The sequence below is a fragment of the Bacillus sp. JAS24-2 genome (genome assembly GCF_008274905.1).
GTDB classification, from domain to species: domain Bacteria; phylum Bacillota; class Bacilli; order Bacillales; family Bacillaceae_G; genus Bacillus_A; species Bacillus_A cereus.
The window spans coordinates 843,336-865,610 of sequence record NZ_CP031068.1; the positions used below are offsets into that span (position 1 = coordinate 843,336).

The window sequence follows — 22,275 nt, forward strand, 5'->3', positions numbered from 1 at the left end:
TTACAAAAGGAGTTTTTGTTTTTATGATTTCAATTCAGCACTTACAAAAAAGTTTCGGAGATAATACCGTACTAAAGCATATAGATTTAACAGTTGAGAAGGGCGAGGTTGTTGTTATTATTGGGCCGTCTGGATCTGGTAAAACGACATTCTTACGTTGTCTCAATGTATTAGAAACACCAAACGCTGGTAATATTCGTATCGGTAATAAAGAGCTTAACTTCTCTCAAAAAGTAACGAAGAAAGATATTGTTAATCTTCGTACGCAAACAGGTATGGTATTCCAGCACCATAATTTATTCCCGCATTTAACAGCACTTCAAAATGTAATGGAAGGGCTCGTTACAGTGAAAAAGATGGGGAAAGAAGAAGCAAAGAAAAAAGCACACTATTTCCTTGAAAAAGTTGGTTTAGCAGATAAAGTGGATTTATATCCGTTCCAATTATCAGGCGGACAACAACAGCGCGTTGGAATTGCGCGTGCGCTTGCGATGGAGCCGGAAGTGTTACTATTTGATGAACCGACATCAGCGCTTGATCCTGAACTCGTTCAAGAAGTTCTGAAAGTAATGAAAGAACTTGCTAAAGAAGGCATGACGATGGTTATTGTAACGCACGAAATGCGTTTTGCACATCAAATTGCGAACCGTGTTATTTTCATGGATGGTGGTGTCGTTGTCGAACAAGGTACACCAGAAGAAGTATTTACAAATCCAAAAGAAGAACGTACGAAGAAGTTTTTACAAATGTTGCAATAAATTAAGGAAGGTCTCAAGGCATATGCCTTGAGACCTTTTTGCCATATATATTTATTTGTGGAATCCGCCAAGGCTTTGCTCAGCCATTGCAACTAGACGTTTTGTGATTTCTCCACCAACTGAACCGTTAGCGCGAGCCGTAGAATCTGCTCCTAATTGTACACCAAATTCTTGAGCGATTTCGTACTTCATTTGATCGATTGCAGCTGTTGCACCTGGTACTACTAATTGATTTGAAGAATTTTGGTTTGCCATAGGAATATATCCTCCTTAGAGTTATAAAAGTTTTTTTGGTTGGACTAGCTGGAGTTGAACCAGATTATCGCCCCGATTGGCGCTAATCCATCGGTAATTAAGTTTGTACTCATAGTATGGATGTTACCTAGAAAGATATACAAAATAATAATTTGTAAATTTTGTAAAAAAACTTATTGATTTCGTAAATTATGAAATAAGAGTAATCGTTGTATTTTTAAGAAAACAGGCCAAACTAAGGAGGATATTAAATATAATTTTCTCATTGTAGCCTGCTACTTGTAGGCTAATTATTAGCTTCTTATTTATGATTTATTGAAATAAAAATGAAATCGGTAGCAACTTTATAGTTCTATTTTTAAGTAGGGATGGAGTGGGCACTCCTATGTCTGGATAGGTTGCTCTCTTCACTCTAAAAAAGAGAGGCTTTAAACGATAAAGTATGGAGGAATCATGATGGGGATTTGCCCGCTTTGCAACGCATTAGAATCACAAACATATTCTTGTCAAAATTGCCAAAGTATACTCCAAGATTATGGGAAGTCTGTAGATTACATAGACGATTATAGTGCCTATATGGATCAAGAATTATTAAGTGCAGTAGATGGTTTAACGCATAATAATTCAAATGAATATTGCAATCATATTTTTTATTGCGGAGTATGTAATGTGGAAACTGAGGTTGTAGTAAAACTTGTGTAAATAGAAAACTTCCACCTTATTATCTAGGTGGAAGTTTTTGTTTTTGCATTTGTGAGTGAATCATAGGAGAAGGGATACATTCGGTGTTTGATGAAGTCCCGGATTTTATTTGGGACATTTTTTCCTTTGCATCACGTAAAGAATGTTCAGTTAAGTAGATGGCATATTCGTAAAATAACTGGCGTGTCAGTTCACTTTGTTCTTTTAATTTGGCATCTTGGAATACAGTTCGCCCAGGTTTAGAGTTGGCTTCAAATAACCACGGATTTTCCTTTGTGTCTAAACCGATATCGAAACCAATCTCACCGATGTTTCCAGTTACTTGCTCGTCGAGTGCATAACTTATTTGCAGAGCTGTTTGTTTTAATTTATTTTCAATTTGAACTTGCTTCGTTGAATCTGGAAAAAGCTCTTGTAGCAATTTTGTATTACCGCCGCTATTTACATGCGTTGTTAAACTGCCTTTGCCGGCGATTTTGGCGACGATTGCACTAACTATCCAATTACCGAAATGATTTTTATTTGTATGAATGCGGAAATCAACAGGTTGACCATCAAAGCGAAGTAACGAAATACCTTGCTGTACGATAAACTTTTTTAAATCATGCCCTTTTAGTACATGGTTTAGAAGAGTTTCTAATGATTGATACTTTCTCAGTTTGTTTTCTTCATTTTCGCGATAACGACAGTAGTAGCAATTCTCTGTTTGAGAATAAAATATTTGATGAATATTTCTACCAAAGCTCCCGTGTATTGGTTTCATGTACACTGATTTATATGTGCCAAGAAACCGTTCTACTTGTTCGAAATGCTGAAATGCTTCTGTATTTGGTAATAAGGGTTTAATTGATTCGTCTTTCATAAGAAGTTGATGAACTTCCCATTTATTGAAAAACCCTGGGTTAAACCATGGAATGGAGTAGTCTTGTTCTAATTTTCTTTTTGCTCTGACAATTGGTTTGTAATTTTCCGCTTGTCGATTCGGTAGTCGATCGTAAATGACGTTTGGTAAAGGAACCTTTTTCTTTATCCATTGTTTCTCTCGAAAGAAATATCCTTCAATTGTTTCTTCTTCCCAGTTTATATGTTGAACGCCAAAGACGAATACGAACGGTCGTAATGAGAATGGTGGTGTTAACAACTCACTGAGAGCAATTGAACGATTTCCTAAAGGATTAGAAGAATCATCGTTAAAGCCAGTTGTGAAAATGCCGATCAATGGTCCGAAAATAATCGTTTGGTTTTGTGTGAATGCATGAATAGTAGTTGATTGAGGCAGTAAAAGTTTTTCGGCAATATGCTTTCCGATAATAATTTCGCGAGTAAAGGAATAATGAATTTTTACTTCTTCACTTGCTATATGACGTATGCCGAAGGAGAGGGATGTAATAGGTGGTGTAATAGAAAAAACGTAAGGTAAAGTAATGCTATTTGGATGTTCATCTGAAATATTTAATGTATATATATGTTCTTTCAAAATAGGTTTACCTCCTTTCATTATGGTGTAAAGCGACTGAATTTAAGTGGTCCGTGAAATATCTTTTCAGCTAATGAATCACTATGACGAATGTATTGTTCGTAAGGAGGGATCGTGTTGACATACATAAGCCAGATTGCACCTTTTTGATCCATAATTGTGGAAAGTTCTAGTTCAAATAACGAAGAATAAGACTGATCTAGTGTTTGGAATACTTCATTTATAATGTCGTGTAAAGCGTCGTGCAATAGTTGCACACCTGTACTAGATAGTACGTATTTAATTTTTGAAAATGAATGTAATGAATCATCGTCCGTTGTTGAGGGTAAAAGCTGATTAGGAAATGAGCTTTTTTGTATAAATTGACCGATAACATTCCAAGTTTGTTCTTTGTTTTTTTGCAAAATGGTTCGAATGTGCAGTGGATATGTTAATTGATTTGGTGGTTGTAGCATAGTGTGCGCTATGTAACGTGATGAACGTATGTTAGATTTACACCAAGATATAAATTCGTCTGTGCGTTTGATTGGAATAGAAGTATGGTATTTTTCATTTACTGTATCGATCTGAAACGTTTTATTTTTGTAAGCGACTCGATATAAGTTATCTTTAGAATGTATATTAGTGGGGCGTATAATAATATCTTTAGTTTTTAACAACAGTTTGAAAATGTTTTGTATCGTCGCAATTTCAAATTTTGGTATATAAGGAGACAGTTTTTTATTAGTGAGAAATAAATCATGTAGTTCACTTGAATTAATAAGTGTGTTATTTAAAAAGGTAGTGGAAGGACGATTGTGCAAAGAGTGAATAATTGATTTTACTTTTTCAAAGTCTGTTTCCTCTTGAAAAGAATAACGATCATATATATAAGAAGGAATAGGGAATGTTTGCTTTTTCCATTTTCCTGTATCTGTATCGTAAATAAGACCAGAAACAAGGTCTGTTTTAGGATCAATACAAAATGGCGTAAACTGGGCAACGACATTATGATAAAGCCGAGCGCGTTTAGCGATTTCGGTGTAATACGTTTGCTCATAATGAAGTTTAGAAGTTAAAAGGCCGAGAACCAACGAAATCACTCCTTTACTACTATTTGCATAATAGGCGAAGCTATATATTGCAAATACGTTTTTATACCATTATACTTTTGTCCGTATGATGATATGCTATAGTTTTGGAGAAGTGAAAGGTTGATTGTAATGAATATATGGTTAAATATGCTAACGACGACAGGACTCGGAGCAATTATTGGGGGATATACGAATCATTTAGCGATAAAAATGTTATTTCGTCCTCATCGTCCTATTTATATCGGAAAGTTTCAAGTTCCATTTACACCAGGGTTAATTCCGAAGCGGCGTGATGAACTTGCTGTTCAATTAGGAAAAATGGTTGTAGAACATTTGTTAACACCAGAAGGAATCGGAAAAAAGCTAACAAATGAAGAGTTTCAAAAAGGTTTAATTCACTGGGCGCAAGTGGAAGTGGATAAAGTAATTACGAATGAACAATCACTGCGATATATGTTAGAGAAATGGAATGTAGCGCATGTAGAAGAAGAAGCGACTCGAAAAATCGAACATGTGATTACAGAAAAAATTCATGCATTTTTAGCAGAGTATTATACATATACATGGGAACAGGCTTTACCTCATTCTGTACATGAAAAGATAGAGAATGCGATTCCGAATGCCTCGGCGTTTATTTTAGAGCGAGGAATTAGCTTTTTTGAAAGTGAAGAAGGGAAAGCGCGTCTTTCAAAAATGATTGATGATTTCTTTGCTTCTCGTGGAACGCTACTTAACTTAGTTGGGATGTTTTTAGGAAATGTAAGTGTTGTGGATCGTGTGCAGCCAGAAGTTATTAAGTTTTTAGGGCAAGATGCTACAAAGCAGCTTTTAACTGACGTACTGCAAAAAGAGTGGGAAAAGTTAAAAGGAAGAGATGTAAAAGAATTAGAAGCATTTGTAGAGAAAGAAATGATTGTAAGCTCCGTGCTGTCAGCAGTTAAAGTAGAGGAAACAGTGAGTAAGTTTTTAAATCAATCTGTTCAGCAAGTATGTGAACCAGTTCGAGAAACAATTATTGAAAAAGTGGTTCCAAGTGCAGTAACGAAAGGCTTAAAGTGGGGAACAGAAAACGTAGAGAGTATACTAAACAATCTACACCTTGCGGAAATTGTCCAGCAAGAAGTGTCTACATTCTCAACAGAAAGATTAGAAGACTTAGTTCTGTCTATTACGAAAAACGAATTAAAAATGATTACGTATTTAGGAGCGTTATTAGGCGGAATGATCGGGCTCGTACAAGGATTGTTACTATTGTTTCTTAGATAATAAGGTGAGTACATAGAAATAAAAGTGAAATTTCTTCACATCTCTTGCATAGTTTGATATGGTAAGAAGAGGTGCGTATGTAAATGCACTGAAAAGGCAGTGCGTATGAAAAGCGCTAGCCTTCTAAAGGAGGAAAAATAAAATGACAAAGAACATTCATGATGTTGCATATGAATTACAAAAAGCAATCGCTGAAAACGATGACTTCAAAACTTTAAAAGAGAGCTACGCAGCAGTTCAAGCTGACACAGCTTCAAAGAACTTATTCGATGAGTTCCGTACAATGCAACTTAGCCTACAACAAAAAATGATGCAAGGCCAAGAAATCACTGAAGAAGACAATCAACAAGCACAAGAAGTTGTAGCTCGCATTCAACAAGATGCTAAAATTACAAAATTAATGGAAACTGAGCAACGCCTAAACGTTGTAATCGGTGACGTTAACAAAATTATCATGAAGCCACTTGAAGAATTATATAGCGCGCAACAACAAGCGTAATAGTGGAAGACGCTCCTAGTTTAGGAGCGTCTTTTTTGTTTAGGGAATTTAATAGTTATATCACAAAAACTCCCTTTCAAAATAGCCATTTCTTATTGATTATTTTGAAAGGGATATGTAACACATCGGTTAATTTTTTTTATTGCTGTTAATTGAAGTTTTAATATTTTTTTCGTTCAAAAACTTTTCAATCTCTTTTTGTTTCCTCCCATTTATTTTCTCAAAGCGCTTTGTAAAAGAAAAATTGGCCTTGAATAAGTTACCATCTTGGGCGAGTTTGTCTAATTCTTGATCTAGCTCTACGAAAATATCCGTAGATGATGACATAAATTCATAGATTTCTTTTGAAGGTTTTTTATAATCATTAGGTAAATTATTATTACTAATAAACTCATGGAAATTCATATCGTTTTGCTTCGCTAAATCAATTAGTTTTTGTAATTTTTCTCGGTCAGATTCTGTGAAACTCTTATCAGAATTTGTTGAAGCGAGAGGGATAATATTTTCAGATAACTCCCAACTATAATCTATATAATTTTTTATATTTTGTTTCATTTCGTCTTCATTAATAGTTTCATTTTTCTTTGAGGAACTAAATATATTTTCTGGAACTTTAATAGCAACATCTTTGATAGATTGTACATCATTTTTTTCCTTAGGCTGTACACTGTTTGAACAAGCTGATAGAAATAACATTGTAAGTAACATGAGTGGATATAAAATATATTTTTTCATAGTAATCTCCTTTTACATTCATTAGTATCTTTGTAAAATAGCTAAATTCCATTTTAAATACTTAACTAAAAGTGAGTATATATGTTTTATCATTTGATAAGATATGACGGATATTAGTAAGCCGATGCAAAAAGCTATGAATACATTGTAAACATCAGAATAACTGATTTGATGAAACCCTTTAAAGAATCCTAACCCTATTAATAATATAGGTGAAATAATTAATAACGGTGTAGCAATTATAAGTGCTAGAAGAAGTGGTAATAGAAAGAGTAATACGAAAAAGGCGATAATGATACAGATAAAGTTTAAAACACTTAAGCTCATAACAGAAAACAGTGCTGTCATAATGTTTTTTAGGCTGCGCCTATTGTCAGCGTTGCTTATTGCATATGAAACGTTAAGTTCTTTAGCGATAGTTTTAGGGTTTCCTAGTTTTTTAGAAATTTCCTCTTCAGATATTCCATCTTGTTTACCACTAATAAAATGAGTTTCGTACTCCGAGATAATATCCTTCTTTTCTGAATTAGGCATATTCTGCAGAGAGGAACTAAGTTGTTCCAAAAATCCACTTTTGTTCATAACAATCACTTTCCTTTATAAAATGATAAATTACAGCTGAGAGTCCTATCTTCTTTCTAAACAGCACAATCTGTATCTACCTTTTGAAGGGTGTATATTAATCGTAAATGGAATTACAAATAATGGTTATTCCATTATTTACAAATATATCATTTGCTATTGTTCTTTGCAAGGTACTATAAATTTGTTAATAATGTGAATAGGTGGAAGTATTTTTGTACATTTTTAGAAGAGATATAAAAATGTTATTTTAAGATAAACAAAAGGTTGTAAGCGCATTCTTTAAATCTTGTCAAAATAATATCGAATTCATATTGTTGGAAAAATAATGCATTTGTAATATAATGATAAATGATACTTCACCACATTAATTAACTAGGTGAAATTAAAAATCTTTATTACACAAATTATGAAACAAAGGAATGATTAGTTTGAGTACAGGTGTAAAAGTAAACGACGTGAAGACAAAAACAAAAGGAGCAGATCTTGTTGTTGATTGTTTAATTAAACAAGGTGTTACACATGTTTTCGGTATTCCAGGAGCAAAGATTGACTCTGTATTTGATGTATTGCAAGAAAGAGGACCAGAGTTAATCGTTTGTCGTCATGAACAAAATGCAGCATTTATGGCAGCTGCTATTGGTAGATTAACAGGGAAACCGGGCGTATGTCTTGTAACTTCAGGGCCAGGGACATCAAATTTAGCGACAGGTCTTGTTACTGCGAATGCGGAGAGTGATCCCGTTGTTGCTTTAGCTGGTGCAGTACCGCGTACGGATCGATTAAAACGTACGCATCAATCTATGGATAATGCTGCACTATTCGAACCAATCACAAAATATAGCGTAGAAGTAGAGCATCCTGATAATGTGCCAGAAGCACTTAGTAATGCATTTCGAAGTGCGACTTCCACAAATCCGGGAGCTACTTTAGTAAGTCTTCCGCAAGACGTTATGACTGCGGAAACAACTGTAGAGTCTATCGGTGCGCTTTCTAAGCCACAGCTTGGAATCGCTCCCACAAATGATATTACATATGTAGTAGAAAAAATAAAATCAGCGAAATTACCAGTTATTTTACTCGGTATGAGAGCGAGCACAAATGAAGTGACGAAAGCTGTTCGTAAATTAATTGCGGATACAGAACTTCCTGTCGTTGAAACATATCAAGCAGCTGGTGCGATTTCACGTGAGTTAGAAGATCATTTCTTCGGCCGCGTTGGATTATTCCGTAACCAACCAGGTGATATTTTACTAGAAGAAGCAGACCTTGTTATTTCTATCGGTTATGATCCAATCGAGTATGATCCAAAGTTCTGGAATAAACTTGGCGACAGAACGATTATTCATCTTGACGACCATCAAGCAGATATCGACCATGATTACCAGCCAGAGCGTGAATTAATTGGTGATATTGCCTTAACGGTAAATAGCATCGCGGAGAAATTACCGAAACTTGTATTAAGTACGAAATCAGAAGCGGTATTAGAACGATTACGCGCAAAATTATCAGAACAAGCAGAAGTTCCAAATCGTCCTTCAGAAGGTGTTACGCATCCACTTCAAGTGATTCGTACACTTCGTTCTTTAATTAGTGACGATACAACCGTTACATGTGACATCGGTTCCCATTCTATTTGGATGGCGAGATGTTTCCGTTCTTATGAACCACGTAGATTATTATTTAGTAACGGTATGCAAACGTTAGGTGTTGCACTTCCTTGGGCAATCGCAGCGACTTTAGTAGAACCAGGTAAAAAAGTAGTTTCCGTATCAGGTGACGGTGGTTTCTTATTCTCAGCGATGGAGTTAGAAACGGCAGTACGTTTAAATTCTCCAATCGTCCATCTTGTTTGGAGAGACGGCACATATGATATGGTTGCATTCCAACAAATGATGAAATACGGCAGAACATCCGCTACAGAGTTTGGCGATGTTGATCTTGTGAAATATGCGGAAAGTTTCGGGGCGTTAGGTCTTCGTGTTAACACGCCTGATGAATTAGAAGGGGTATTAAAAGAAGCATTAGCAGCAGACGGCCCTGTCATTATTGATATTCCAATTGACTATCGTGACAACATTAAATTAAGCGAAAAATTATTACCAAACCAATTAAACTAATGGAGGTAGATTTGAGATGACTGTTGCGCAATTAATTGATATTGATGCAAAAAAAACGAAAACGAGTAATGAAGTATATCAAACATCTACAATGCTTGCGCTATTAGATGGTATATATGATGGTGTAATTAGCTTTGAAGATTTGAAAAAACATGGTGACTTCGGCATCGGCACATTTGATCAATTAGATGGTGAAATGATTGCATTTGATAATGAATTTTATCATTTACGTTCAGACGGTTCAGCGGAAAAAGTAGAGCCAGAAGAAACAACACCGTTTGCGACTGTAACGTTTTTTGAAAAAGAAATGAGTTATACGGTAGAGCGTCCGATGAATCGTGAAGAAGTTGAAGCGTTATTACATGAATTAATGCCAAGTAAAAACTTATTTTACGCTATTCGAATGGACGGTACGTTCCGTGAAGTAAGAACGAGAACTGTTCCAAGACAAGAAAAACCGTATACACCACTCGTTGAAGTGACGAAATCGCAACCAATCTTTTCGTTTGAAAATACAGAAGGTACGCTTGCTGGATTTTGGACACCAGATTACGCACAAGGTATTGGGGTAGCTGGATTCCACTTACATTACATTGATGATGAAAGAAGCGGAGGCGGACATGTTTTCGACTATGTTGTAGAAAACTGCACGATCCAAATTTGTCAAAAAGCTCATATGCATTTAGCACTTCCAGAAACAGCAGATTTTATGGCGGCTGAATTATCAAGAGAAAATTTAGAGGATAATATTGCAACTGCGGAAGGTGCAGAGTAAGAGGGAAAGACTGTTCCATTTTGGAACAGTCTTCTTTTATTCGTAATGTTATTATTTGTCGATAAATCGATATTTCTTGTCGAACCGTTGATATATTGTAAGTTACGATAGATATATTTGAAAAATCGTTGATATCGCTTATTTCTTTGAAACAAACGGATGCCCCTCATAATAAAAACGCCACGGATAATGTACAGCTTCTTCTGCATAGTCGATATTAATACGAGGTCCTGCTGTTATTTTATATTGTGATGATATGTGTTCTTCTTTTGGAACTAATTCAATATGTAACGTATCACTTTGTAACGATACGCCGCGTTCTTTTAAAGTGATGCCAAGTGCACGGCATAGTTTGCCAGGACCGTTCGTTAAATTTTTGTACTGCGCTTTTGTAATTTCGGTCTTATTGTAGCGCGCTAGTTTTATTTCTTCTATTCCATCTACTGGCTCAAGAGCTCGAATGAGAACACCTTGCGGGGTGCCCACTGGCGCTGTAATAACGTTAAAGCAATGATACATACCGTAAATTAAATATACGTAAGCATGCCCTGGTGCACCAAACATAACTTCTGTGCGATCTGTTCGTCTGCCTCCGTAACTATGTGCGGCCTTATCATCTGGGCCTTTATATGCTTCTACTTCTACAATGATTCCGCTTCGCTTTATTCCGTCTACAATATGAACAAGTTTTTGCCCGAGTAATTTTTTTGCGACTTCTAACGTATCGCCTTCATAAAAGGAAGGAGGTGCCTGCATTGTACTATCTCCTTTACTAAGTGTATATGTATATAGTAAACCAAATTTTCAGTAGTAATTCTAACTCGTTCTATTTATCGGGTTTATTTCATAAATTATGGATAGAGTACAACAGCGAAGAGGGGGAGTGCGACATGATTTATCGCTTACTAGCTCTTAATATAGATGGGACACTACTATACAACAATGGAAAAATTGCAAAAGGATTAAGAGAAACAATTGAATTTGTAAAAAGAAAAGATGTATACGTTACGTTATTTACGAGTCGTAATTTTCAATCCGCTCATAAAGTAGCAAAGGCGTTAAAATTAGATTCTATATTAGTGACACATGGTGGTGCTTTCGTTTCAGCAACGTTAGATAAGCCGTACGTTCAAAGAAGATTGTCTGAAGAGAAGACTTTTAACATTGTGCAAGTGTTAGAGCACTTTGATTGTAACGTACGTATTTCTCATGAACGGTTTTCGATAGGAAATCGTGAGAGAAATACACCAAACTTAATTGCGCGCACTGTATTATCAAGCGCAGATCCGTTATTTTATCCAGTTCAATTTGTAGATTCGTTAGGTGATGCGCTTCGGGACCATCCGGTAGCGGCGCCAAAAATTGATGTTCTTTTCCAAAGTAAAGGTGAAAAAGAAAGAGGACTGAACACATTAAGAAAAGCATTCCAAGATGTAGAGTATGTTGAATGTGATTCAAAACGAATAGAAATTTTACCGCAAAATGTATCAAAGTTACGTGGATTACAATTGCTTGGAGAGCATTTAAATATTTCGCTAAATGAAATGGTTGCGATTGGAGATAGTATGGAAGATTTAGAGGTTATTGAAAACGTGGGACTTGGGGTAGCGATGGGGAACGCGCCTGTAGAATTAAAGCAAGCAGCAGATTGGATCACACGTTCAAATAGTGAAAACGGTGTAGAGTATATGATTAAAGAGCATTTCCGTAAGCAATTCCCGCTTCCGTTTTTGAAGAATCATAAAAATACACCGAAACGATGAAAGAAAAACGTAGCTTTTTGGCTACGTTTTTTTGTTTATCTTATTAAAAACAGTGAAAGCGTTTTAAAATATGAATTGTGTATGAAATCTATACAATTCACTTGAATCCTTTAGAAAACTAATGTAAAGTGGATGATGTTGCCAAAACAGTTACACCACATGAAATATTCTTCAGATTAATTTTATTGGGCTCCCATACGTAAAAGTATTTCCGCATGACAGTTTAGTTCACGTATTATTTCAAAAATGAATTGTAGCAATCTTATTAAGTAGTTGTAGTGTTTCTTTGTTTTATTTAAATGGATTATTTTAAGTTAATGTGAGTAAGGCTTGGTGCATATGATATGTACTTCTTTTTTGGGTTTTAGGAAGTTTAAAAGGGGGAATGAATTTCTTGAGGAAATCATTTAATCAAAAAATTAAAAAGTTAAGTAGTAGTTTAATAGTTGTATTACTAATATGTATGAATTTTTTAATCCATTTACCATTTAAAGCAGAGGCAGCTACAACAGAATTAAAAGGTTTAGGTGATGTATCTTATTACAACGCCATCATTTTTGGAGATCATAGTGCAACGAGTGCGGATATTGAAGGTGCGATGGCTGTTCAGAAAAATATGAACGCATCAAGTTATACAGTCGTAGCGGCTGCAACTGGAGCAAATAACTTAGCTGGAGCAACTTGGGTAGATGAAGGATATCCATCATTATTACTAGGCGGTCAATTTACGAAAGCGGGAGCAGGACAAGTAATTATTCAAGATGGAACAGTGGCGATGACAAAAGACGGTGACCCAGATGGCGCAATGAAAACATCATATGACCGTATCTCTTATAAAGAGCAAGCGGAGATTGATGCTAAGTTTAAAGAATTTAGAAAAGACGTTGATAGCGTAATTGAGGATGCGGGCCAATTACATACTGATAAACCAAAATCGGGTATGACCTTTGGAATCGGTGAAGATGTAAAGAATCCTAATATTTATGTCTCTTCAGGATTAGAAGGGCAAGAACCATTCAATGTAAAGGATGTTTATCTTCCAAATGTAAGTAACAAAGATTTTATTGTTATTCATTCAGATGCAGAAGAAGTTAATTTTGGTGGCGGTGCAATCCTGTATGATACGACAGATAAGGGCGGGTTCACATTAGTTAATACATCTCAAGCATATGACCCTAATTCCTTCTTCACTGAGTTAGCTAGTAAAGTCATTTGGGTGTTCCCTAATGCTAAAAAGATAACAACTAAAGGATATGGTGTAGTAGGTAGTGTGTTTGCACCTAATGCAGTTGTAGAAACAAAAGGTGGTTCTATTAATGGACAAGCCTATGTTGGAGGATTACACCAAAGAGATGGTTTTGAGGTTCATAACTTTAAATTTAACTGGCCAAAGTGGAATAAACCAGCAGCTGAAAAAGGACATTTACAAATTAAAAAAGTTGATGAAAACGATGAAAACATTGTTTTAAAAGACGCAAAATTTGATGTTATAGACAAAGATAATAACGTTGTGGCTACTGTTACAACAAACGAAAAGGGTATTGCGGAAGTTAAAGATTTACCACTTGGTGACTATTTTGTAAAAGAAATAAATGCACCAGAAGGATATATAAAAGTTGATACACCAGTCAAAGTAACAATTGATAATACAAACGTAATTGAACTTGTTATGAAGAATACGAGAAAAGTAGAGAATGGCCAATTTAAATTATTGAAAAAAGATAGTGAATCTGGTCAACTTCTACCAGGTGCAAAATTTGATGTTATCGATAAAGATGGGAAAGTTGTGGAAACAATTGTTACAGATGATAAAGGTGAAGCCTTATCGAAACAACTTCCAGTTGGAAGCTATACATTAAAAGAAGTAGAAGCACCGAAAGGATATGAATTATCATCTAGTTCAGTTTCTGTTGATGTAGAGGCTAATAAAGTAGTGACTGTAGATGTGGTGAATAAAAAGATCCCCGAAAAAGTAACAGGTCAATTTGAAATCGTGAAAGTAGATGCGGAAGATAAAACGAAAGTATTATCAGATGCAGAATTCGAAGTGTATAAAGATGGTAAAAAAGTAGATACGTTACGAACAGATAAAACAGGTAAAGTAATTTCTCAGAAATTAGAGCCAGGAAAGTACACATTAAAAGAAACGAAAGCACCACAAGGATATAAGTTGTTAAAAGAAGAAATTGAAGTCGTTGTGGAAGCAAACAAAGTAGTAGAAGTACAAGTAGAAAACGCAAAAGAACTAGGAAGCTTACAAGTAACCAAAAAGGATTCGGAGAGTGGAAAAGTTCTAGCAGGTGCAGAATTTAAATTAAAGAACGAAGCTGGTCAAGTAGTTGGAGAAGCGAAAACAACGAATAAAGACGGTGTTGTGAAATTCGAAAACTTAGTGCCAGGAAAGTACACGTTAGAGGAAACGAAAGCGCCGGAAGGTTATAAGGCGTTAGAAGTAACAGTAGAAGTAAACGTTGTAGCAAATGAAGTAGTAAAACAAGAAGTTATGAATGAAAAAGTGAAAGAAGAAATTACAGGTCAATTAGAAATTACAAAGGTAGATGCTAATAATACAAATAAAACTTTAGCAGGCGCAGTGTTTGAAATTTGGAAAGACGGAACAAAAATCGACACATTAACAACAAACAAGAGCGGTAAAGCGACTTCTAAGAAGTTAGAACCAGGAGATTACACTTTAAAAGAAATCCAAGCGCCAGAAGGATATACTTTATCCGATAAGGAAATGAAATTTACGATTTCTAATGAAAAAATTGAAGTTGTAAAGCTTCAAATTACAAATGAAAAAGATACAGAAAAAGGTCCGGAAAAACCAGGTGAAGGAACAGAAAAGCCGGGTGAAGGAACAGAAAAACCAGGTGAAGGAACAGAGAAGCCAGGTGAAGGAACAGAGAAGCCGGGTGAAGGAACAGAAAAGCCAGGTGAAGGAACAGAGAAGCCAGGTGAAGGAACAGAAAAGCCAGGTGAAGGAACAGAAAAGCCAGGTGAAGGAACAGAAAAACCAGGTGAAGGAACAGAGAAGCCAGGTGAAGGAACAGAAAAGCCAGGTGAAGGAACAGAAAAGCCGGGTGAAGGAACAGAAAAACCAGGTGAAGGAACAGAGAAGCCAGGTGAAGGAACAGAAAAGCCGGGTGAAGGAACAGAGAAGCCGGGTGAAGGAACAGAAAAACCAGGTGAGGGAGTAGAAAAACCTAATTTACCAGAAAAAGGACAAGGTTCTTCTAATAATCAACAACTTCCAGCTACAGGACACAATACGAATTACGTTCCATTCATCGGTTTTATGCTTCTGCTATTAGGAATACGTTTAAGATTCATGGCTAAAAATAGCTAAAAGATGTATAAAAGGCATCAGAGATATATAATCTCTGATGCCTTTTAAGTGAATACAGATAAAATGAAAATATCTATATGGAATGATAAATATGTTAAGCTTCAATTACGCTAAGCATTCTGTTTATAAATGCAGCTGCGTGTGCACGTTGTGATGGTCCTTTTGGTACGAATTGATTAAATTCATTACCTTTTACAATTCCATATCCATACACTCTTTGTACTTCTTCTTTAGCGTAAATTAAGTTTTGGTCTACGAATGGTAGTTCAACTTGTTTTGCAAAAATACCAGCGTGTTTTAGAGAACGATCGATCATAATAACAGCTTCTTCGCGTGTAATTGTAGTATTTGGATCAAATGTATTATCACCACGTCCGCGGATTATACCTGCGCTTGCTGCACGATTAATACCGTCTCTTAACGATGGGTGTACTTGTTCTAAGTCTGTGAAATTAGCATTTCCACTTGGTAATTGTAAAGCACGAGTAATTAGTGTAGCAAATTCAGCACGCGTTACAAGACGTTCTGGGAAGTACTTGCCGTTCCCTTCTCCTTGCATAATGCCTCTAGCTGCTAATTGACGAATGTCTTGTTCATACCATCCACCTGTAATGTCATCAGTTACGGGATTTTTTTGATTTTCCTTATAGTATGTTTCAGTTCCTTTTAAGAAAGCATCCCATTGTCCGCGTTGAATCATAAACGCAGGGCAGTTTTTTCCTGACCAAAATTGGTGTTTTTGGACCTTATCTAGAGAAATATTTAAGTCGTTCATTAAATAAGCTGCCAATTTACGGGCATTTTCTACCGCTTTTTCATAGTTTCCATCTTGATTAACGGCAATTTCAATTCCGATAGATTCATAGTTTCCAGTTTTATTTCCAGCATGCCATCCAACTTCATTTACTGGAAGATGTTGGTAAATTTCTTTATCATCTACTGTGAAATGCCAAGATGCGGCGCGATCAGCTGTTCCGCGTGCTTGATTATCTAAGAATTTTGCATGATTTAGAGCATTGGCACCCTTCGCTGTATTAGCTGTTTCGTGAATCGTAATATATTTAGGGACCATCGGGTAGCCAGGGCGAATATCGTCATTTCCTTTTGGGACAATCATTTCTTTAAATGTAACGCCATAAATATTGTTTGTTTGTAGAGCTTCTGGCGATCTCAATAAACTATTTTTAGCAGTACGACTGTTTTTTAATAATGAAGCTTTTGTACCTTCAAATGTAGCAGAAGGTGCATAAATCCATTTTGCTGTTTCATTTATTTGGACTTTAAACCAATTTCCAGCTTGTTCAGTAGGAGTTATGACTTGTGGCTGTAGTTTCCCTTCTTCTTTAAATGATTGGAACGGAAGGGCATGTATGGAAGCTTCTTCTTTTACGATTAATTTTTGATTAGATAGTTTATGAATCTCTTGAACTTCTAAGCTATTATCATTGTTATCTATCCATCCAGCGCCAGTTGGCGTCGTTATGTAATAAGCATTTCCTTTTTTCTTTGTCGCCGTTACGACTTGTTCTGTAATCTCGATATTCGATTTGTTTTTTAAATCATTCGCGGTATATAATGAATGTTTTTTTGAAGTGTATAGTAGGAATTGGCTAGTAACCTCGATATCTTCTTCATGAGTACTATGCTCATTAACATGCTCTTTAATACTTTTAAAAACTTGATCTTCCGTATATACTTCAGCGGATTTTTCAGCACTCTCTGCAAATGAATAAGTAGGTGCAAGAACAGTTTGTAATGCAAGAGAGAGAGTTAAAACACTATAAAATTTCTTTTTCATATTTTTTTTAACACATTAGATTATGGAATCTAGTGTTAACATTCCTCCTTTTTATATTGTATTTTCACTATGTATCGATTTTAGTACTAATAAATTTTAACAAGAGAAAATCATGATGTCTATATACATGAGCGATATTCATAAAAAGAATTATTTGAAAAAATGTAAGAGAAACAGGTAAAACCTTCTGTATTGACCTGTAAACGCCCTTCAAGTAAACTAAAGAGAGTTTGCAAATGAAAAGGTGATAATGTTGTTAATTTCAATTAAAACGTTACAAGATGATCGTTTTTTACGTCCGCTACAAAATATTGGCGGCTTATTTTTTGAAGATAGTACGATTGGATTTGAACAAGAGGAAGCGAATCTTATCGTTGATATACACATTGAGGATAATGTGAAAGCATCCGCTCGATTAACGGATGTTAGCACAGGAAATGTGTATGAAGAAACATTCTCGAAAGATTTATCTGCTTTCACAGATGAAAAAGAGCGTATGAAGCAAGTGAAACACGTTGTTTCTTATGTATATCTTTCTGTTCTTCAGCAGTTAACTGGTATTGAACAAAGCTGGGGTATTTTAACGGGAGTACGTCCGACGAAACTTCTTCATAAAATGCTTCAAAATGGTATGTCAAAAGAAGAAGCGCATCAAGAGCTTCGTGAAAGTTATTTAATTCATGAAGAGAAAATTGAACTTCTTCAGCGCATTGTTGATTGCCAATTAGCAGTTGTTCCAGATTTATACCGTTTGAAAGAAGAAGTAAGTATTTATATCGGTATTCCGTTCTGCCCAACGAAATGTGCATATTGTACATTCCCGGCTTATGCGATTAATGGACGCCAAGGGTCTGTTGATTCGTTCTTAGGTGGTTTACATTATGAAGTTCGTGAAATTGGTAAGTTTTTAAAAGAAAAAGGTGTAAAAGTTACGACGATTTATTACGGCGGAGGTACACCTACAAGTATTACAGCAGAAGAGATGGATATGCTGTATGAAGAAATGTATGAAGCGTTCCCAGATGTGAAAAATGTGCGTGAAGTAACAGTTGAGGCAGGTCGCCCAGATACAATTACGCCAGCAAAGCTAGAAGTGTTAAATAAATGGAACATTGACCGTATTAGTATTAATCCACAGTCATACCATCAAGAGACACTAAAAGCAATTGGACGTCATCATACTGTAGAAGAAACAATTGAGAAATACCATTTAGCTCGTGAAATGGGAATGAACAATATTAATATGGACTTAATTATTGGTCTTCCTGGTGAAGGGTTAGATATCTTCAAGCATACGTTAGATGAAACAGAAAAGTTAATGCCAGAATCATTAACAGTTCATACGTTATCATTTAAACGTGCTTCTGAAATGACGCAAAACAAACGTAAATATAAAGTAGCAGGTCGCGAAGAAATTACAGCGATGATGCACGAAGCAGAAGAGTGGACGCAAAAGCATAATTACGTACCATATTACCTATATCGTCAAAAGAATATTTTAGGTAACTTAGAGAACGTTGGTTATGCAATGCCGACGCAAGAAAGTATTTACAACATTGTCATTATGGAAGAAGTACAATCAATTATCGGACTTGGTTGTGGTGCATCAAGTAAATTTGTTCATCCGAAGACGGGAGCAATTACGCACTTCGCAAATCCGAAAGATCCAAAATCATATAACGATGGCTTCGTAAAATATACAGAAGATAAACTGAAAATTTTAGAAGAGCTATTTGCATAAGAAGAAAGAGGTTGTTCCGAGTCGGAACAACCTCTTTTTTATCCTGCAGTAACGGGCGGTCCGATTATATCTTGTCAGTTTTTGTCGGTAAGTCGATATATTCGAAAAATCGCTGATATAATTCGAGTTGCGCTGATATATTTTGAAAATCGCTGATATATTTCAAGTTACGGTCGATATATCTGGAAAATCGCTGATATAATTTCATTTACCGTTTAGCGGCCCTGTATGTAAAACTATGTCGATAATAATCAGAAAAATTAGTCAAATCATTAAAGGACAATGTCTACTTATGGACGAAATGATAGATTTATGAAAGAGAAAAGGGGGAAATTGTTGGCATGTACATGACGATAGGGAGAATTTTTGATTTATCAGTTGGTAAGTATCCGAATAAAGAGGCGTTAGTGGAACCTGAAAAGAATATTCGCTGGACGTATAAACAGTGGGATGAACAAATAAATAAAACAGCGCACGCTCTATTAGAAGACGGAGTAAGAAAGGGAGATACGGTATCTGTTTACTTATATAATTGCCGTGAATTTGTAAACGTTTACTTAGCCTGTGCGAAAATCGGAGCGATCTTTAACCCGATTAATTTCCGCTTAAAGGCGAAAGAAGTATCTTATATTCTTCAGGACGCATCCTCGAAAGTCGTTGTCTTTGAAAAAGCAGTTGAGTCAACTGTTGCTATAATTGAAAGAGATTTTCCAAATACATCTTTTTGGTCTATAGAAAACGATAAACCTTCCTATGCAAGTTCCTACCATGAAAAAGTGAATGCAGCATCTTCTGAGAAAGTAAATATCGAAATTGATGAAATGGATTATTGTTCAATGCTTTATACGAGCGGTACGACAGGTCATCCGAAAGGCGTATTACATCGTCATCGCGAAATGACTGAGCATAGTATGATTTGTACGTATTTCCTTAAATATAATAGAGATAGTGTAGGGCTTGTCGTTGCGCCTTTATATCACTGTGGTGAATTAAACGCTGGAATCATACCACGCATTCAAGTTGGCGGAAAGAATGTTATTTTGCATCATTTTGATACAGAAACAGTATTACATACGATTCAAGAAGAAAAGATTACGACGTTCTTTGCAGCGCCGACAATGTGGAATATGTTGTTGCAAAAAGATTTAGCTCAGTATGATTTAACTTCGATGAAGATTGGTATATACGGCGGAGCAGCAATGGCACCGGCGTTAGTAAAAGAATGTAAAGAACGTCTTTATATTGATCTTGTTCAAATATACGGAATGACAGAAATGGGGCCAGTTGTTGCGTTTCTCGTAGAGGAGGATCAAATTACGAAAGCTGGTTCAGCAGGCACGCCATGCTTTAGCCATGAAGTTCGTATTGTGAAACCGAACGAGGATGCACCGGCAGAACCAGAAGATGTATTACCTCCTTATGAAGTGGGAGAAATTATTTTGCGCGGCCCAACTATGATGGCTGGCTATCATAATCGTGAAGAAGCGAATAAAAAATCGATGTATAAAGGATGGTATCATTCGGGTGATCTAGGCTATTTTGATAAAGACGGTTATTTATTCGTTGCTGATCGCGTTGATGATATGGTAATTAGCGGTGGCGTAAATATTTATCCTCGTGAAATTGAAGATTTCCTTTATAGTCATCCTGGTATATTAGATGTGGCGGTACTTGGTGAGCCAGACGAATTATGGGGAGAGCGTGTTGTGGCAGTTATTGTGAAGAAAGATGAAACAATAACAGAAGCTGATTTAGAAACGTATTGCAAAGAAAGTGATGAACTAGCAGATTATAAACGTCCGCGTCATTATTTATTTGTAGATGAACTCCCTCGTAATGCGAGCGGGAAGTTGCAGAAATTTGTGCTGAGGGAGTCATTGAAAGGTGCGAAAAATAAAAAATGAAGGATACCCCATATCTATCGGGTACCCTTCATTTTTCTATATTAAACAGAAGAAACAATATCTTTGTTAATTCTCATTTCTTCTTGTTGAAGGTTAATTAGCGCATTTGAAATAAGGTGGAAAAACAAAATGGATGTAATGTCCAAAAAGAAAAGACACCTTAAGGTGCCTCTCTCCGACTTGAACCATTTCATTTCATACGAATCTATCCGTATTACCATTACCCCTTTGTTATGAGTGTAAACACATACTATAAAGCAGAATCGTCTATATACACTAGATTGTTAGTTCACAAAAGACAAGAGATTTGAGATCAATATTGAAGTGACGCCACATCCCCTATAATAATTGATATGTTACGCCTTTTAAAAGAATCTGCTTTATAGAACGTGCCCACAAGTTATATTTTACTACATGTAATATTCATTTAGTGTATTTTTTGATGAATATGTATAATTACATAAACTGTATGAAAAAAAGAGAGTATACTCTGATGTTGTGTAATAAAGATAAAGCCCGCCTACGGAATAGGGGGCTTTTCTTACTTTTTATAAATATTTATTCCAATTATATTATCAGATGAGTCTAAACGAATATAAACGTCAGCTGATAAAAGGTGTGCATTATATATTCTTTGTTTATATGTTGATATCTCGAAGCGTTTTCCATTTAATTCACATTCTAGAATAATCATATCGCCATGTTCTTTCCAATTTATTAATTTAGCAGTTGTATTCATATAAACCTCCTCTGAATCATTTTATGAAAATTAGTAGAGATAGTGTGAGAAAGGAGTTTATATAACAAAAAAAGACACCTTAAGTGTCTTCTTTGATTACTATAAAAGTCGTTGAATGAAATAGGTTTCTATTTTTATTTGCGTGAAAAGCCTTCTTCATCAAGGTATTCCGCAGCTTCTGGATAAGAGTTGAATGTACCGTCTAAGTTTACACCAGCGTACACGTTCCACATGTCATCCTCTGAAATAAGAGTAAGAATATGACCATCTTCGTTCTGCCATTCTTCTTCTTTCGCAGGTTCTACAGGTGCTACTACCTCTTCTTGTGATAGAAGGTCAATTGATTTCTCAATTACTGAACGTAACTCCTCTGCTGAAAACTCACGGATGTTAACCATGCCTTTATCATCTGTTTTATAACCTTTAATACCGCTTGCATATACAAATCCATTTCCATTTGGGTGTAAATGAAATACAACGTTCTTTTTATCTAAACGACTTTCTTCAAAGTGGAAGTTTACACGTTTTAATGATACGTTCTTTCTTTCTAGTTCTGGGAAAGATTCAATAATCGATAATTTTTCTTCAAAAGTTAGCATAGTGCCTCCAAGTATATAGTAAAAGATTTAATTTGTTCATTATAGCATAGTTGCAATTGTTTCCAAAGATAAGGGGAAAACTTTTCGTTGAATACGTTTACGTCACGAGAATGTAAAAAGTGAGCTAACGAATGTATCTT

The 22,275-nt window shown here is 35.6% G+C and carries 19 protein-coding genes; 10 read left to right on the forward strand and 9 right to left on the reverse strand.

What is annotated here, in order from left to right:
- Positions 1 to 23: 23 nt before the first annotated feature.
- Positions 24 to 758: an amino acid ABC transporter ATP-binding protein gene (locus DN407_RS04440; protein WP_000623608.1), complete on the forward strand. Its 735-nt coding sequence runs from the start codon at positions 24 to 26 to the stop codon at positions 756 to 758.
- Positions 759 to 809: 51 nt separating this feature from the next.
- Here DN407_RS04440 and sasP read toward each other — a convergent pair whose 3' ends face one another.
- The gene (gene sasP, locus DN407_RS04445; RefSeq protein WP_000013338.1) at positions 810 to 1,013 is read right to left on the reverse strand and encodes a small acid-soluble spore protein, SasP family; all 204 of its coding nucleotides are present in this window, start codon (positions 1,011 to 1,013) and stop codon (positions 810 to 812) included.
- Between the two features lie 456 nt (positions 1,014 to 1,469).
- On the opposite strand from sasP, the gene DN407_RS04450 reads away from it, so the two are divergent.
- Positions 1,470 to 1,715 (forward strand): hypothetical protein, encoded by a 246-nt coding sequence (locus tag DN407_RS04450; protein ID WP_000510474.1) that lies wholly within the window; start codon positions 1,470 to 1,472, stop codon positions 1,713 to 1,715.
- Positions 1,716 to 1,734: 19 nt separating this feature from the next.
- On the opposite strand, the gene DN407_RS04455 is transcribed toward DN407_RS04450, so the two are convergent.
- Positions 1,735 to 3,192 carry a YheC/YheD family endospore coat-associated protein gene (locus DN407_RS04455; RefSeq protein ID WP_053512543.1) on the reverse strand — a complete coding sequence of 486 codons (1,458 nt, stop codon included), beginning with the start codon at positions 3,190 to 3,192 and terminating at the stop codon, positions 1,735 to 1,737.
- A 20-nt stretch (positions 3,193 to 3,212) separates the two neighbouring features.
- Positions 3,213 to 4,265, reverse strand: a complete 1,053-nt coding sequence (locus DN407_RS04460) for a YheC/YheD family endospore coat-associated protein (protein ID WP_000242813.1) — start codon at positions 4,263 to 4,265, stop codon at positions 3,213 to 3,215.
- 129 nt (positions 4,266 to 4,394) lie between these two features.
- On the opposite strand from DN407_RS04460, the gene DN407_RS04465 reads away from it, so the two are divergent.
- Together DN407_RS04465 and DN407_RS04470 are read left to right on the forward strand one after the other, a co-directional pair.
- Positions 4,395 to 5,531 carry a DUF445 domain-containing protein gene (locus DN407_RS04465; RefSeq protein WP_001985918.1) on the forward strand — a complete coding sequence of 379 codons (1,137 nt, stop codon included), beginning with the start codon at positions 4,395 to 4,397 and terminating at the stop codon, positions 5,529 to 5,531.
- A 142-nt stretch (positions 5,532 to 5,673) separates the two neighbouring features.
- A complete protein-coding gene (locus DN407_RS04470) occupies positions 5,674 to 6,030 on the forward strand; it encodes a YlbF/YmcA family competence regulator (RefSeq protein WP_000164610.1) in 357 nt (118 codons plus the stop codon).
- Positions 6,031 to 6,159: 129 nt separating this feature from the next.
- On the opposite strand, the gene DN407_RS04475 is transcribed toward DN407_RS04470, so the two are convergent.
- Entirely contained in the window at positions 6,160 to 6,765 is a 606-nt protein-coding gene (locus DN407_RS04475) for an NDxxF motif lipoprotein (protein WP_000760033.1), read from the reverse strand.
- Positions 6,766 to 6,786: 21 nt separating this feature from the next.
- Positions 6,787 to 7,347: an HAAS signaling domain-containing protein gene (locus DN407_RS04480; protein WP_001043093.1), complete on the reverse strand. Its 561-nt coding sequence runs from the start codon at positions 7,345 to 7,347 to the stop codon at positions 6,787 to 6,789.
- Positions 7,348 to 7,778: 431 nt separating this feature from the next.
- Between DN407_RS04480 and alsS the strand changes: the two genes are divergently transcribed.
- Both alsS and alsD read left to right on the forward strand, forming a co-directional pair.
- Entirely contained in the window at positions 7,779 to 9,467 is a 1,689-nt protein-coding gene (gene alsS, locus DN407_RS04485) for an acetolactate synthase AlsS (RefSeq protein WP_097856508.1), read from the forward strand.
- A gap of 16 nt (positions 9,468 to 9,483) precedes the next feature.
- Positions 9,484 to 10,242, forward strand: a complete 759-nt coding sequence (gene alsD, locus DN407_RS04490; RefSeq protein ID WP_000215020.1) for an alpha-acetolactate decarboxylase — start codon at positions 9,484 to 9,486, stop codon at positions 10,240 to 10,242.
- Between the two features lie 138 nt (positions 10,243 to 10,380).
- Here the strand turns inward: alsD and DN407_RS04500 are convergent, their stop codons facing one another.
- On the reverse strand, positions 10,381 to 10,998 hold the full coding sequence (locus DN407_RS04500) for a DNA-3-methyladenine glycosylase (protein ID WP_001148797.1): 618 nt from the start codon (positions 10,996 to 10,998) through the stop codon (positions 10,381 to 10,383).
- 134 nt (positions 10,999 to 11,132) lie between these two features.
- Here DN407_RS04500 and DN407_RS04505 point away from each other — a divergent pair, with 134 nt between their 5' ends.
- Both DN407_RS04505 and DN407_RS04510 read left to right on the forward strand, forming a co-directional pair.
- Positions 11,133 to 12,005: a Cof-type HAD-IIB family hydrolase gene (locus DN407_RS04505; RefSeq protein WP_000640419.1), complete on the forward strand. Its 873-nt coding sequence runs from the start codon at positions 11,133 to 11,135 to the stop codon at positions 12,003 to 12,005.
- Between the two features lie 394 nt (positions 12,006 to 12,399).
- On the forward strand, positions 12,400 to 15,354 hold the full coding sequence (locus tag DN407_RS04510; protein ID WP_149216042.1) for a SpaA isopeptide-forming pilin-related protein: 2,955 nt from the start codon (positions 12,400 to 12,402) through the stop codon (positions 15,352 to 15,354).
- 94 nt (positions 15,355 to 15,448) lie between these two features.
- Here DN407_RS04510 and DN407_RS04515 read toward each other — a convergent pair whose 3' ends face one another.
- Positions 15,449 to 17,152 (reverse strand): S-layer homology domain-containing protein, encoded by a 1,704-nt coding sequence (locus tag DN407_RS04515; RefSeq protein WP_000726535.1) that lies wholly within the window; start codon positions 17,150 to 17,152, stop codon positions 15,449 to 15,451.
- A 250-nt stretch (positions 17,153 to 17,402) separates the two neighbouring features.
- On the opposite strand from DN407_RS04515, the gene DN407_RS04520 reads away from it, so the two are divergent.
- Positions 17,403 to 18,893: a coproporphyrinogen III oxidase gene (locus tag DN407_RS04520; protein WP_001999181.1), complete on the forward strand. Its 1,491-nt coding sequence runs from the start codon at positions 17,403 to 17,405 to the stop codon at positions 18,891 to 18,893.
- 341 nt (positions 18,894 to 19,234) lie between these two features.
- Entirely contained in the window at positions 19,235 to 20,797 is a 1,563-nt protein-coding gene (locus DN407_RS04525) for a fatty acid--CoA ligase (RefSeq protein ID WP_149216043.1), read from the forward strand.
- A gap of 541 nt (positions 20,798 to 21,338) precedes the next feature.
- On the opposite strand, the gene DN407_RS04530 is transcribed toward DN407_RS04525, so the two are convergent.
- Positions 21,339 to 21,536, reverse strand: coding sequence for a hypothetical protein (locus DN407_RS04530; RefSeq protein ID WP_001098258.1), 198 nt, complete (start codon positions 21,534 to 21,536; stop codon positions 21,339 to 21,341).
- Positions 21,537 to 21,670: 134 nt separating this feature from the next.
- Positions 21,671 to 22,135, reverse strand: coding sequence for a hypothetical protein (locus tag DN407_RS04535; RefSeq protein ID WP_000954998.1), 465 nt, complete (start codon positions 22,133 to 22,135; stop codon positions 21,671 to 21,673).
- Positions 22,136 to 22,275: the final 140 nt, after the last annotated feature.

Coding starts and splice junctions, on each gene's coding strand:
- DN407_RS04480 (WP_001043093.1), bottom strand. CDS start 7,347: ATGAACAAAAGTGGATTTTTGGAACAACTTAGTTCCTCTCTGCAGAAT.
- alsD (WP_000215020.1), top strand. CDS start 9,484: ATGACTGTTGCGCAATTAATTGATATTGATGCAAAAAAAACGAAAACG.
- DN407_RS04500 (WP_001148797.1), bottom strand. CDS start 10,998: ATGCAGGCACCTCCTTCCTTTTATGAAGGCGATACGTTAGAAGTCGCA.
- DN407_RS04465 (WP_001985918.1), top strand. CDS start 4,395: ATGAATATATGGTTAAATATGCTAACGACGACAGGACTCGGAGCAATT.
- DN407_RS04505 (WP_000640419.1), top strand. CDS start 11,133: ATGATTTATCGCTTACTAGCTCTTAATATAGATGGGACACTACTATAC.
- DN407_RS04525 (WP_149216043.1), top strand. CDS start 19,235: ATGTACATGACGATAGGGAGAATTTTTGATTTATCAGTTGGTAAGTAT.
- DN407_RS04520 (WP_001999181.1), top strand. CDS start 17,403: ATGTTGTTAATTTCAATTAAAACGTTACAAGATGATCGTTTTTTACGT.
- sasP (WP_000013338.1), bottom strand. CDS start 1,013: ATGGCAAACCAAAATTCTTCAAATCAATTAGTAGTACCAGGTGCAACA.
- DN407_RS04535 (WP_000954998.1), bottom strand. CDS start 22,135: ATGCTAACTTTTGAAGAAAAATTATCGATTATTGAATCTTTCCCAGAA.
- DN407_RS04450 (WP_000510474.1), top strand. CDS start 1,470: ATGGGGATTTGCCCGCTTTGCAACGCATTAGAATCACAAACATATTCT.
- DN407_RS04530 (WP_001098258.1), bottom strand. CDS start 21,536: ATGAATACAACTGCTAAATTAATAAATTGGAAAGAACATGGCGATATG.
- DN407_RS04470 (WP_000164610.1), top strand. CDS start 5,674: ATGACAAAGAACATTCATGATGTTGCATATGAATTACAAAAAGCAATC.
- DN407_RS04475 (WP_000760033.1), bottom strand. CDS start 6,765: ATGAAAAAATATATTTTATATCCACTCATGTTACTTACAATGTTATTT.
- DN407_RS04440 (WP_000623608.1), top strand. CDS start 24: ATGATTTCAATTCAGCACTTACAAAAAAGTTTCGGAGATAATACCGTA.
- DN407_RS04515 (WP_000726535.1), bottom strand. CDS start 17,152: ATGAAAAAGAAATTTTATAGTGTTTTAACTCTCTCTCTTGCATTACAA.